This window comes from Mycobacterium sp. 23, assembly GCF_048287075.1.
Classification (GTDB): Bacteria; Actinomycetota; Actinomycetes; order Mycobacteriales; family Mycobacteriaceae; genus Mycobacterium; species Mycobacterium gordonae_B.
The window spans coordinates 209,635-222,620 of the sequence record NZ_JBLVUX010000005.1; the positions used below are offsets into that span (position 1 = coordinate 209,635).

12 protein-coding genes are annotated in these 12,986 nt (G+C 65.7%); 8 read left to right on the forward strand and 4 right to left on the reverse strand.

Translation table 11 applies throughout. From position 1 onward, the window contains the following. Positions 1-137: 137 nt before the first annotated feature. From ACNQS7_RS02385 to ACNQS7_RS02405, 5 genes are all read left to right on the forward strand, one after another. On the forward strand, positions 138-1,589 hold the full coding sequence (locus tag ACNQS7_RS02385; protein ID WP_418011265.1) for an amino acid permease: 1,452 nt from the start codon (positions 138-140) through the stop codon (positions 1,587-1,589). Then, the gene (locus tag ACNQS7_RS02390) at positions 1,582-2,001 is read left to right on the forward strand and encodes a nitroreductase family deazaflavin-dependent oxidoreductase (RefSeq protein WP_418011266.1); all 420 of its coding nucleotides are present in this window, start codon (positions 1,582-1,584) and stop codon (positions 1,999-2,001) included. Before ACNQS7_RS02385 ends, ACNQS7_RS02390 begins: the two co-directional genes overlap by 8 nt. Positions 2,002-2,091: 90 nt before the next feature. Further along, complete coding sequence (locus ACNQS7_RS02395; RefSeq protein WP_055576633.1) at positions 2,092-2,361, forward strand: hypothetical protein; 270 nt, start codon at positions 2,092-2,094, stop codon at positions 2,359-2,361. A gap of 71 nt (positions 2,362-2,432) precedes the next feature. After that, a complete protein-coding gene (locus ACNQS7_RS02400; protein ID WP_418011267.1) occupies positions 2,433-3,254 on the forward strand; it encodes a hypothetical protein in 822 nt (273 codons plus the stop codon). Further along, a complete protein-coding gene (locus ACNQS7_RS02405) occupies positions 3,254-4,000 on the forward strand; it encodes an SDR family NAD(P)-dependent oxidoreductase (protein ID WP_418011268.1) in 747 nt (248 codons plus the stop codon). The genes ACNQS7_RS02400 and ACNQS7_RS02405 overlap by 1 nt, the downstream gene beginning before the upstream one ends. A 10-nt stretch (positions 4,001-4,010) precedes the next feature. Here the strand turns inward: ACNQS7_RS02405 and ACNQS7_RS02410 are convergent, their stop codons facing one another. Then, positions 4,011-4,916 carry an NAD-dependent epimerase/dehydratase family protein gene (locus ACNQS7_RS02410; RefSeq protein WP_418011269.1) on the reverse strand — a complete coding sequence of 302 codons (906 nt, stop codon included), beginning with the start codon at positions 4,914-4,916 and terminating at the stop codon, positions 4,011-4,013. Positions 4,917-5,011: 95 nt separating this feature from the next. Here ACNQS7_RS02410 and ACNQS7_RS02415 point away from each other — a divergent pair, with 95 nt between their 5' ends. Next, a complete protein-coding gene (locus ACNQS7_RS02415) occupies positions 5,012-6,715 on the forward strand; it encodes an ATP-binding protein (protein WP_418011270.1) in 1,704 nt (567 codons plus the stop codon). Next, positions 6,697-7,377 (forward strand): response regulator, encoded by a 681-nt coding sequence (locus tag ACNQS7_RS02420; RefSeq protein ID WP_418011271.1) that lies wholly within the window; start codon positions 6,697-6,699, stop codon positions 7,375-7,377. The genes ACNQS7_RS02415 and ACNQS7_RS02420 overlap by 19 nt, the downstream gene beginning before the upstream one ends. A gap of 23 nt (positions 7,378-7,400) precedes the next feature. On the opposite strand, the gene ACNQS7_RS02425 is transcribed toward ACNQS7_RS02420, so the two are convergent. Genes ACNQS7_RS02425 through ACNQS7_RS02435 form a run of 3 tightly spaced genes read right to left on the reverse strand, consistent with a single transcriptional unit; the run spans position 7,401 to position 11,999 of the window. Continuing rightward, positions 7,401-10,262 (reverse strand): RND family transporter, encoded by a 2,862-nt coding sequence (locus ACNQS7_RS02425; protein ID WP_418011272.1) that lies wholly within the window; start codon positions 10,260-10,262, stop codon positions 7,401-7,403. A 1-nt stretch (position 10,263) separates the two neighbouring features. Beyond that, positions 10,264-11,640, reverse strand: a complete 1,377-nt coding sequence (locus ACNQS7_RS02430; RefSeq protein ID WP_418011273.1) for a hypothetical protein — start codon at positions 11,638-11,640, stop codon at positions 10,264-10,266. A gap of 32 nt (positions 11,641-11,672) precedes the next feature. Beyond that, a complete protein-coding gene (locus ACNQS7_RS02435; RefSeq protein ID WP_418011274.1) occupies positions 11,673-11,999 on the reverse strand; it encodes a PE family protein in 327 nt (108 codons plus the stop codon). A 300-nt stretch (positions 12,000-12,299) separates the two neighbouring features. Between ACNQS7_RS02435 and ACNQS7_RS02440 the strand changes: the two genes are divergently transcribed. Next, a complete protein-coding gene (locus ACNQS7_RS02440; RefSeq protein ID WP_418011275.1) occupies positions 12,300-12,950 on the forward strand; it encodes a PE domain-containing protein in 651 nt (216 codons plus the stop codon). Positions 12,951-12,986 lie beyond the last annotated feature (36 nt).

Genomic DNA, 12,986 nt, shown 5'->3' on the forward strand with positions numbered 1-12,986 from the left:
GATCAACTGTTACAACAGCATTGCGCACATCTCGGTGGCAGGCTGTTGGCTGATCCGCCCTGACTCGGCCTCATTCCCGCGAAAACACCGGCAGCGCAGGGACGTTGCACCTAATGTCGTGACCATGGTGCGCCCCGATGTCGGCTGACGAGCACGACGCAGCCGCCGTCCGGCACCTGCATCGCGACCTCTCGAACCGCCAGATCCAGCTGATCGCGATCGGCGGCGCGATCGGCACCGGCCTTTTCATGGGGTCGGGCCGCACGATCACCCAGGCAGGGCCGGCGGTCCTGGTGGTCTACGCGGTCATCGGATTCTTCGTCTTCTTCGTGTTGCGCGCGATGGGTGAATTGCTGCTGTCGAATCTGAACTACAAGTCGTTCGTCGATTTCGCGGCCGACTTGCTGGGGCCAGCAGCCGGTTTCTTCGTCGGATGGTCTTACTGGTTCGCCTGGGTGGTCACCGGGATCGCCGAGATCGTGGCAATCGTCGGCTATTCCAAGTACTGGTGGCCCGATCTTCCCGACTGGATCCCGGCCTTGGTGACCGTGCTGCTGGTGTTGGCCTTCAACGTGTTCAGTGTGCGCAACTTCGGGGAGATCGAGTTCTGGTTCTCGTTGATCAAGGTCGCGGCGATCCTGGGACTGATCGTGGTCGGTATCGCCCTGGTGGCAACGGGCTTCGTCTCTCCGCACGGCGACCGCGCGGCGCTGGAGAACCTGTGGCAGGACGGCGGCTTCTTCGCGGCCGGTTTGACGGGAATGGTCAGCGGCTTTCAGATCGCGTTCTTCGCGTTCGTGGGTGTGGAACTCGTCGGCACCGCCGCGGCGGAGACCGCTGATCCGCGCCGCACTCTCCCGCGTGCCATCAACGCCGTCCCGATGCGGGTGGCGATCTTCTACATCGGCGCACTGCTGGCGATCCTGGCCGTCGTGCCCTGGCGGCACTTCGCCGGCGGCGAGTCTCCGTTCGTGACGATGTTCGCTCTGGCCGGCCTCGGTGCCGCGGCGTCACTGGTGAACTTCGTGGTGATCACTTCGGCGGCCTCGTCGGCGAATTCGGGGGTTTTTTCCACCGGCCGGATGCTGTTCGGGCTGGCCGACGAGGGCAGTGCTCCGTCGTTGTTTCGACGGCTCAACCGCTCCGGTGTACCGGGGTCTGCGGTCCTGCTGACCGCTCCCCTGCTGTTGATCTCGGTTCCGCTGCTCTATTCGGGTGTCTCGGTGATCGGTGTGTTCACGGTCATCACCACGGTCGCGTCGCTGTTGTTCATGTTCGTGTGGACGATGATCGTCATCAGTTACCTGGTTTACCGCCGCCGGCATCCCGGGCGGCACGCCGATTCGCACTACCGGATGCCGGGCGGCGTAGCGATGTGCTGGGCGATCCTGGCATTCTTCGGATTCGTCATCTGGACGCTGTCGACCGATCGGGAAACCGCCGTGGCGCTGGCCTGGTTCCCGGCGTGGTTCCTGCTGCTGGCGGCGGGTTGGCTGGTGGTCCGGAAACGCCCCGGGCGCGCGGAGCAATATCGGATGTTCCAAGCTGAGATGAACGACCCGCAGACAGGAGTGCCCGAGCATGGCTGATCGTCCTGATGTTTCTGGAAATTACGAGATCATCGAGGAGTTTCGCGCCAACGGCGGAAAGGTCGGTGGTCCGTTCGAAGGGGCCCCGTTGTTGCTGCTGCACACCACGGGCGCCAAGTCGGGCAAGGAGCGCATCAACCCGGTGATGACATTCGACTTCGACGGGAAATTGCTGATCGTCGGCTCCTACGCCGGCGCCGACGTCGACCCCGCCTGGCTGCACAACCTGCGCGCGAACCCGGTCGCACACATTGAAATCGGAACCGACGCCTACGACGTACGGGCCCGCGAACTGCCGGACGACGAGCGCGACGCCGTGTACCCGCGGATCGTCGACCAGGCGCCGGGGTTCGGTGGCTACCAGTCCAAGACCGACCGGGTGATCCCGGTCATCGAACTGCAGCGCGTCTGAGGTTCTTGGGATCGGTAGCGGTGGGGCGGCTGTGTACTTCGTGCAACGACGACGCCACCGAGGCGGCGCGCCACGAAAGGAAAATCGCACATGAACATCGTCCCCGCCGGCATCCAGGAACAGATCAACCGTGTTGACCGGCAGTGGAGCCTGTGGATCGGCGTCAGCCTGGCGCTGACGGCCGCCGGTTCCCTCTTCCGGTTGGTCTGGATGCTCTTCATCTCCGCGGCGTTCGGCGCGTTCGCACCCACCATGGTGGTGACCATCGTCTTCACGCTTGTGATCGGCGCTGCAGCGGCGGTTGGGGCGGTTGGTTTCCTGACCCGCTACCACAAAGGCGCCGAGGCCGAACGACTCTGACGAGCTGAGGCAATCGAATGGTCCCGAGTCATCGGGACCATTCGTCGTTTGAGGGGCGTTAGGCTCCCGGGATGGGGATCAGCCGTTTCGGGGTGCCGGCACGAGTTGTCTGGCCGGCTTTGGTCGCAGCACTGACGATCGGTATCGGCGGTTGCGCCAGTTCGCAGCAGTCGGCACCGCATGTGTCTACCAACACTAATTCCGTTGTGGCACAGCAGGTAGCGTGCGATACCCTGCATCTTGCCGCGCAACCGAAACTCGCGGATCAGCACGTGCGCTGCGTGCTTGCGATCGACGACCTGACCCTCGACGTGTCCAGTGATCCGGCCTGGTCGTTCACGCTGCGAAACCGGGACAACCTCCTCCAGCAGTTCCAGGAGCGCACCACGGAAGTGGGTCAAACCGGGGTCGCGCCGCTGCTGCAGGACGTCGACGGCAGTGCAACGCCGGTGTTGCTGGTGGTCACCGGCCGCGGCGGGACCGGCGGTGAACCGATGGCGGTGTGGCGATTGAACGCCTCACGCACCCGGTTTGTACACGCGGGCGAGATGTTCGGCTTCCGGCACTTCTACCGGACGACCGAGGGTTTCTTCGGAAACTACGCGCATTCCAGTGCCGCCTCGGGAACCGTGACCCTGTACCGCTGGGCTAACGACAAGTTGGTGACCGTTGCGGTGCTGGACACCCAGGCGGCCGGAGCTCCGGGCGATGAGTCGCGAGCCTGGGTGCGCAACGGCGATGTGCTGTGCGCGCTGAGCGAGGACGACGATCCGCCCGGGGCCAAGGCGCAACGGACCGCCGCGCTGCAGGCCGCCGGGATAGACCCGGCGGTTGCCCAACAGCGGCTGTGTACGCAGCCGTGGGTCGCATCGGTCTATCGGGGAGGCAGTTGATGCCTGCCCGGGTTGCGGTGGTGACCGGTGGCGCGTCGGGGATCGGTGAGGCGACGTGTCACGAATTGGGCCGGCGCGGCCACCGTGTCGCGGTACTGGACATCAACGGCGAAGCGGCACGGCGGGTCGCGGCCGATCTGGCAGCGGCGGGCGTCGCTGCGACAGGTATCGACGTGGATGTGCGGGACCGGGCCGGTGTTGAGCGCGCCTTCGCCACCGTGAGAAAGGAATTGGGGCCTGTTGCCGTGCTGGTGACCAGCGCGGGAAAGGCGGCGTTCTCGCCATTCGCCGAGATCACCGTGGAATCCTGGGCCGAGATCATCGACATCAACCTGACCGGAACCTTCCACTGTTGTCAGGTCGCACTACCGGATATGGTTGCCGCCCGGTGGGGACGGATCGTGATGATCTCGTCGTCGAGCGCGCAACGGGGATCACCGCGCATGGCTCACTATGCGGCGGCCAAGGGCGGGGTCATCACGCTCACCAAGTCGCTCGCCAACGAATATGCGCCGCATGGGATCACCGTCAATAATGTGCCGCCGTCGAGTATCGACACGCCGATGTCACGGCAGTCGCAGGCGGCGGGCCGGCTCGGCTCACCCGAACAGCTGGCAAAGCTTATACCGTTGGGCCACATGGGTTCTCCCGACGACATCGCGGCAGCGGCCGGGTTCCTGTGCTCGGAAGAGGCGGGTTTCATCACCGGCCAGGTGCTCGGCGTCAACGGCGGCGCGGTGATGTGACGATCAGAGATCAGGCACTGACCAGTTCGGGGTGGAACTTGGCGGCCATCCGGCGCAACCCGTCTCGCCAGTCGACAGTGCTGCCGGTACCGATGAGTTGATGCAGCCGGCTCACCTCAACGGGGTTGCCGCGCAGCGACTGCGGGCTCTCGTCGAACACCGGCTCGCGACCGATCAGCGTGCCGAGGTAGGCGCACCATTCCTGGATGCTGACGACCTGGTCACCGGCCCAGTTGACCGTCGTCGCCGGAACCGAGGCCACCGCAAGCAGTTTGGGGATGGTGGCGATGATGTCGTCCTGGTGGATCGGGTTGTAGCGAGCCGGATCACCGGGCGGCACCGGGATCGGGATCCCAGCGAGCATCATCTCCATGTGGTAGAACATCCATCCCCCGTTGTCGCCGTAGGGAACATTCAGCCGGGCGATCGTGGTGGGTACTCCCAGCACGCGCGACATCGAACGTGCGACGGCCTCCCCGGCGATCTTGGAGATCGAGTAGGTGGGGAACAACGGCTTGTGGTTGTCCCCCAGCGCGCTGCTCTCAGAACGGATTTCATCGTCGGGCGGATCGTAGACAGCCGCTGAGGAGCAGTGCAGAAAGGCCTGTGCGCCACGACAGTGCGCCATCAGCAGACCTACCGCGTCGGCGTTGGCCGCCAGGTCCTTGTCCCACTTGCCGCTCTTGGCGACAGCGAGGTTGAGGACATAGTCGAAGTCGGACGGCAAGCCGCGGAAATCCCCGCCGGCGAGGTTGACCGTCTCGCAGCGCACTCCCGCTTGCTCGAGAGCGGTACGCGCCGCGGCGTCGGTGAATCGGGCGAGGCCCCAGACTTCGTTGTCAGCCGCCAGTGCGGTGGCAACCGGGGTGGCAACCTGTCCGGTCACCCCGGTGATCAGGATCTTCGAGTCGCGCATGCGCCGATGGTAACCATGCCCTGTTGTCGCAATGTCCGGCAGATGCTGCTGATGGTTTTGCGCATTCTGCTCATACCCCGTGGTAGGGTCCCTGCATGCCCACCCGGGGTCGCATTGACCTGCGGCTTGCCAGCCGGGTGCTGTTGCTGCAACTGGTCGTGGTCACACTCACACTGATCGTGGCTTTCGGGTTGTTCGCCGAGTTCAACCGTCATCGGCTGGACCTGCAATACGGCGTGCACGCAAAAGATATCGCCCGCGTCGTGGCGTCTTCGCCGACCGTGCTGAACAACATCGGGCGCTATGAGGACATCCCGCTGACCCCGACCGTGACGGCGCCGCCCGCGCTGACCAACGAACTCGCCACCGGGCCACTGCAGTCGGTGGCCTCCCGCGTCGAACAGCGCACTCATGTGCTGTTCGTCGTCATCACCAACACGCAGGGCATCAGACTCGCCCATCCCCGCCGCGACGAATTGGGTCTGCGGGTCAGCACCGATCCCTCGAAAGCCCTCAGCGGTCAGGAGGAGGTGGTCCACCAGTCGGGCACCCTGGGACGGTCGATCGTCGCTAAGGTGCCGGTGATGGAACCGGGGACGAACCGGGTGCTGGGCATGGTCAGCGTCGGCATCTCGACGAAGGAGTTCGACGAACAGTTCTCCCGGAATCTGCGAGTGCTGGCTCCGCTGGGTGGCGCGGCGCTGCTGATCGGCGTGGTGGGATCGGTAGCGCTGGCCCGGCGGTGGCGAGGGATGACCTTGGGCCTGCGGCCGGCCGAGATGGCCGAACTGGTCCGCACTCAGGCTGCGGTGTTGCACGGCATCGGTGAAGGTGTGCTGGCGGCAGATGAGGCCGGACGCATCACCTTCGTCAACGACGAAGCCTGCCGGTTATTGGAGATCAGCACCGAACTCGGCGGACGCGTCGACGAAATCGGTTTGACACCAAGGGTTCGCGATGTATTCCACGCCGCCGATTCGGCGTCGGCGCTGGCCACCGTCGGCCAGCGCATCGTCGTCGTCTCGGCCCGCAAAGTGCAGCGCGAAGGCCGCCCGCTGGGCACCGTGCTGGTGGTACGCGACCGCACCGATGTCGAGTCATTGACCAGACAACTCGACGCCGTGCAGGTGATGAGCACCGCCTTGCGTGCCCAGCGTCATGAATTCGCCAACCGGTTGCACCTGTTGAACGGGTTGTTACACACCGGGCACGTCGAGGAGGGACTGCAGTACCTGGAGGAGTTGCTCGGATCCGGTCCACTGGGTTCGGCCCTGCCGGGCATCGATGCCATCCACGACAACCACCTACAGGCGTTTCTGGGGGCCAAGGCCGCGGCCGCCCGGGAAGCCGGCGTGACGCTCAAGATCGGCGAAAACACCTGGGTGTCCGGCAGACTCGAGCTGCCCGTAGATGTCACCACCGTCGTGGGCAATCTGCTCGACAACGCGATCGACGCCGCCCGGACTGGTGGGAGTGCCACCAAGGAGGTGGAAATCGAACTCCTGCAGGAGGATTCGACCTTGCATGTCACCGTGGCAGACAGCGGTGACGGCGTCGCACCCGAGTTCGTCGAGCAGTTGTTCACCGAGGGCACCACCACCAAGCCCGACTCCGGGATACCCGGTGGGCGCGGCATCGGACTTGCATTGTCGCGCCAGATCAGCCGAGCGCTCGGCGGTGAACTCCGGTTGTCGAGTCCGGGTAACCCCGCCGCGCAACGGGGGCTGGTGGGTGCGGAGTTCATCGCCCGCCTGCCGGGTGTGATGACTGAGGAGGAGCAATGGGTGGAACAGACCTGACTGTGCTGGTGGTCGACGACGATTTCCGCGTCGCCAACATGCACGCCGGCATCGTCGACGCAATGCCGGGTTTCACAGTGGTCGCCACCGCCAACACCCTTGCCGCCGCACGCCGGGCCGCGGCCGTGGATTTGGCACTCGTCGATGTCTACCTGCCCGACGGATCCGGCATCGACTTCGTCCGTGAATTACGTGGTGACAGCATGGTTTTGACGGCGGCAACCGAGGCCGACACCGTCCGGGCCGCCATGGCCGCGGGTGCGGTCAGCTATCTGGTCAAGCCGTTCGCGACTACCGAACTGGCCGCCCGGCTTTCGGGCTACGCGCGCTACCGGAAGATACTCTCCGGCCCGAACCTAAGCGCCGCCGACGTGGACTCGGCGCTGGATGCGCTGCGCCCGAAAGTCGTTGCGGTTCAGTCCCCCACCACGGTGGCCTCGCCGACCAAGAAACTGGTGTTGCAGGCGTTACACGCGTCGGAGGCGCCGATGTCGGCGGCCGAGGTGGCCGGTGCCATCGGAATATCGCGGGCGACGGCGCAGCGGTACCTGGCGTCGCTGGCCACCACCGGGGAGGTCAGCGTTGGTTTGCGGTACGGGACCACGGGCCGGCCGGAACAGGAGTTCACCGCGGGTGATCCGGCAGCGCGATCACGGCGTTGATCGCGGGTGATCCGGCAGCGCGATCACGGCGTTGATCGCGGCCACCAGTTCGCCTTCCCGATGATCGCAGCCAGAGCGGGCACCGTGACGGTACGAACCACGAACGTGTCGATCAGCAAGCCCATGCCGATGATGAACCCGGTCTGCACCATGATCGAAATGCTGCCGAACAGCAGCCCGAACATCGAAGCGGCGAAAATGACCCCGGCCGAGGTGATCACTCCCCCGGTGGAGCGGACGGCCCGGATGATGCCGGAGCGGACACCGACGCTCGACTCTTCCTTGATCCGGGTGATCAGCAGCAGGTTGTAGTCGGCGCCCACCGCGACCAGCATGATGAAGGCGATCGCCGACACATTCCAATACAGGGGTTGGTGGCAGACGTACTGGAAGAACAGCACACCCAACCCGACCGCTGACAAGTACGAAATCACCACGGAGGCAATGAGGTACAGCGGCGCGACGACTGCACGCAATACCGCGACCAGGATCAGGAACACCACCAGCAGCGTCACGATGACGACCAGCCGGATGTCGCCGTGGTAGTAGCTGCGTGTCGTGTCGTACATCGCGGTGGTGCCGGCCACCGAGATCGCGGCGTCGGCGAGGGAAGTGCCGTGATGCTCGCTGCGGGCCGCGTTGAGGATGGCGGTGTCCTGATCCATAGCCGCCGCGCTGAACGGCGCGAACTTCGACTCGACGAGGTAGCGCACCGAATGCCCGTCGGGCGAGATGAACATTCTTGCGGCGTTCTCGAAATCCGGTGAGGCCAGCACTGCAGGCGGGATGTACATGCCGGCCATTGACGGTCGTACGGCATCGTGCTTCATCGACAGCAGCAGATCGGCGGCCTGGTTCATCCCCATGCCCATTTGCCTGGTCTGATCAACGAGTGTGCGCACGCCCAGGGCCAAGCGCTGGCTGCCGGCGGCCAGCGCGCCGGCGCCGTCCTGTAGCCGGGTGATGTCGCGCTGGATGCCGACCGGGCCGGTTGCCTGGGTCAGCAGGGCGCTCAGCCGGTCCAGGGCAGCCTGCAACTGCTGCAACACCGGAACCGTCTGTCTCGCCGTTCCGCTGTTGTGGGCGGTGACGAGCTGCTCAAGCTGGCGGCGCCCGCTGCGGCAGCGGCTGTCGGCATCGCACTGAGCGCTGTTGTTCAGCGCGTCCAGCATCGGACCGGTCGCGTCCAGCACTCCGGTGAGCGACTCGGTACCAGGCCCGGAATCGATCAGACCGCGCAGCGTCCTCAAGAGTCCGGCGGCGACGTCGAGTTGCTGCTGAGCCTGGCTTAGCGTGCTGGAGAGTGCGGTCGCCGGCCCTTCGGCAGCCTGAACCTGATCACGGACCTGGGCCAGATTGTTCGCAAGCTCGTCAGCGCCGGTGCTCAGGGCAGTGAGATCGGTGTTGCGGTCGGAGATCTGGGTCGACACGGTCTGCAGTCTGGTTCCGACCTCGCCCGCCTGGAAGCTCAGCTCCGTTTGGGTGAGCGGGGCTCCGGCGGGCCGTGTGATGCCCCGAACCGCGGCGATGTCCGGTAGTGCAGACACCCGTTGCGCCATCTGCTCGAGGTCGGCCAACGCTTGCGGGTTACGCAGGTCTCGGGGCGAATGCACGTAAATGTACTGCGGCAGTAGTGTGCTCGCACCGAAGTGACGTTCCATGGCCGCGAAGCCGAGGTTGCTCTCCGCCGATGCCGGCAGCTGGGAACGGTCGTCGAAGGTCGGACGCAGCAGCGTCACACAGGCGGCCAATGCGACGAGAACCGAAAGGCTCACCACAAGATGGACTTTGGGCCGCCGAACGATCTGCGCAGCCGAGCGTCGCCACAACCGGTCGGTCAGGGGGCGCCGCGACGCCACCCATCCTCGCCGGCCTGCCAGCACCAGAATCGCGGGCAGCAGCGTGACGGCGGCGCCGAACGACACCACAATCGAAACCGCAAGCGCCGGGCCGACGCACGTGAATGCCGGCAGTCGGGTGAAGACCATGGAGAAGAACGTGACGGCGACGGTGGCTGCCGAGGCGGCGATGACCTTTCCGATCGAAGTCAACGCAGTGGTAACGGCGACATCGGAGTCCATGCCCGACCGCAGGTGCTCGTGATACCGGCTGATCAGAAAGACGGCGTAATCGGTTCCGGCACCGGCGATCACCGCGGTCATCATGACGATCGTGAGCGCCGAGACTCCCAGGCCGATTTCGCTCAGTCCGGACACGACCCGCTGTGCGCAGACCACCGAGATCCCAATGGTGACCAGCGGCAGCAGCACGGTGACGGGACGCCGGTAGATCACCAACAGAATGGTCAGCACCAGTAACGCGGTAGCGATCTCGATCAGATGCATGTCGTGCTCGGTGACGATCGACAGATCGCCGAGCACGGCCGGCTGTCCGGTCACATCGGTGCTCAGCGAAGTACCGGCGCCGGCTTGCTTGGCGATACGCGTAATCCGTTGGTAGGCCTGTGAGGATTGCGGTGAGCCGGTCGGCGCGCGCAACGTCACCGCCAGAAAGAAGGCCTTGTGATCCGGGCTGACCATGACCTGGCGAAGGGCAGGAGCGCTGTACATGTCCTGCACGGCGGTGACGTCGGCGGTGTCGTCGCGCAACGCGGCCGCCAGCTTGCGGTACGCACTGTCGTCGCCGGGTTGCAGGCCCCGCTCGTCGGTGAGCACTACCACCAGGGTGTTCTGTGCGGATTCGCCGAAATCTCTGGCCATCTGCTCCGCCGCAGCCATCGCCTTGGGTGGAAGTGGCTGTACCGTGCGGCTTTCCACCACTTGGGTCAGGGGTGGGAACGCCACGAGCAACACGGCGAGCCCAGCGAGCCAGGCGCCGATCACAACCCACGGCGCGCGCACCAGCATCCGGCCCAGCATCGTCATGCTAGGCGGCCTCGTCGACTGGGCCGGGGTGTGGCCAGTCGCAGCTGGCGGTCAGGGCGAACTCCTGCAGTGTTCTCAGAATATCCTGTCGCAGAACGTCATTCGAATTGAGCCGGTCGGGCTGGTAGGCAAGCACCGAGATGAACAGTCGACCGTGCACTCGTCCGGAAGCCAACGCCAATCGTCCTCCCGTGCTGCTCATCATCGATGTCGTCACACCGGGGAACAACGACATCATGGCGAAGCAGTCGGCCGGCGTGCCGTCGGCGTGGGTGACCGCGGGGTCGATCGCGCCGACGTTGGATGTGACGACGGTGCTCGGGGTACCGGCCGCGACCCCGACCAATTTCTTGACCAATCGTTTCGGCAGGAAGGGGACCAACGGCATCAGGGCCCATCGCTCGTTGGGAACCTCGTTGTGGCGGATCAGCGCTTCCTTGATCGTCGTCCGCATCTCGCGCAGGTCATTCGCGGGAGGCACCCGCGGGACGAGGATGTCGGCATTGGTCACCGCGTTTGCCCGGGTGTCGCCGGGGATGCGCTCATTGACGGGCATGGCCAGCACCAGTGAACCGTCCGCGGCCACCCGTCCCACCCGCTGCGCGAGCCGGGCCGCCACCGCGGCGAACAGCGTGTTGGTGGTGCCGCCGATGGCCTGCGCGCGGGCATCCCACTCGTCGCCATCGAGGAATACCGTCGTCATCGGCATCGCGATCGGTTCGTCCTTGACGGACCGCCCCGTGGACGCCGGCCCGGCGGCGCCGCGTTCCCGCCACGCTAACCGTGCGACAGCGCCAACGGCTCGGGCGGAAGCAGGAAGGTCGCGGGCCGTTTGCCGAATGTCGGCCCGCAGCACCCGCGAGCGCCGGCGTGACCGGGCCGCGGGCCAGCGGATGGCATCGTCGCGGCCGGAAGCGGCGTCGGCCAGCGCTTCGCACAATCCCAGGCCGTCGGCCAGGCAATGGGAGAGCACCAGGCTTACACCAGCGCCGCCCTCGGCGAACGGAAGCACCGCGAGATGCCACGGCGGCCCGTGCTCGGCGTCCAGAGGAGTGTGAGCCTGCTCGACGAGCCAGGCATTGAACTCCGCACGCGGCCGCGCGGCCGCCGCGATCTCGATGTCCGAGAACTTCTTCGGAGCCACCCACCGGTGGCGGCCGAACGGCAACGGCGAGCGTTCGATGCTGCGGCGCAGGCGGCCGTGCTGCAGATGCTGATGGAACGTCCGGAGTCCATCGAGGTCGATCGTGCGGTGGTAGACCCACGCGCACTGCAGGAGGCCGGTGGCTCCGGTGGCCTGCTCCCCCAGGAACATGGCTTGGTCAGCGAGATCAATAACGTTGTCGACGGTTTCGCCGGAATTGCAATGGCTGCGCATTTGTGACTCCTTGTTTTTGGGAAATATCGGGTTTATTCGCTGGCCCACGGATTCGACATCGGAAGCGAATTGATAACCAGGGAATCAGCCGCCGACCGGTCGGCGTCGGTGTAGGTCTGCGCGATCTGTGTGAAAGCCGTGCCGGTGCGCACCAGTTCTTCCTGAGCGGCTCGGTGCAACGCCAGCATCGATGCGGCTTCCTGGTGGAAAGCGGCCACGGCCTGCACTGATACGTCGTCGGCGCCGGCGGGTGCCAGGCCGGTGATCGACAGTTGCGCGTGCTCTCCGGCCTGCAGGCTGCTGATTCCGAGCTGCACCACCTGTGCGCCGATGTCGCCGACCACCGGATCGAATGTCATGGGTTGCATCTGTTGTTCTCCTGGGGTGTGCGGTTCCGGATCTGCGACCGCATTTCGCGTGATCAACGGCGTTGTTGAGAGCGAACCTAGGGCGCGATGGCCGCCGTGTCGCCGTTGTGGGCGATAGTCGGAGTAAGCGACGATTTCGTGCTTTTGCGCATTGTGCTCATCGTTGGTGCGGCCGCGTCAGAAAGTGCTTCGAGGGCCCCCCCGGGGACCTTAGAATTGAGATGTTGTCCAGCGCGGCTGGACGGGCGGGTTCGCCGGGTAGCCGCGCACAAACACAGGAGCAGCACGCAGATGGCAATGGATTCCATGTCCCACGATCCGGCCGCGGGCGACATCGGTTCGCAACTGGTCGACATGGGCAGCCAGGGCGTCAGCGCCGGTTCGACGGCGGCCATGTCGGTGTTGTCGGGACTGATACCTGCGGGAGGTGAAGAGGTCTCGATGCAGGCCGTCATGGCGTTCGCGCAGGAGGCCGCCACGATGCTCGCCTCGAACGCCGCGGCTCAGGAAGAACTGATGCGGGCCGGGAGCACGTTGACCGACATCGCGCGAATGTACGGCGAATCCGACGATTCGGCGGCGGGCGCGTTGGCGTTCAGCACCGCCACCATGTCGCGGTTCGGGTCGGCAAGCGCGGCCAGCATCGGCGGTGGCGGCCTGGGTGCCGCGGCGTTGCAGAGCGAACTCGGCGCGGCGGCGAGCAATCCCGTGGTAGCCGGGTTAGCGGCTGAGGCGGCGTCACCGGCGACGACGTCCGCGGTCGCCAACGCCGGCTCCTCAGCGATGAGCGGAGCGGCCCCGCTGGGCAGTGGGATGAGTGGCGCCGGCGCATCCGGCGGCGCCTCGAAAGCGAGTCTGGCGTCGTCTACCGCGCCCGCGGACGACCACGATGACCGTCAGCGCGACGGCGAAGACGACCAGGCCGGGCAGCGGCTGCTCTGACTTTTTCTCCGTCGAGGGATCTACGCTAACGCGTGA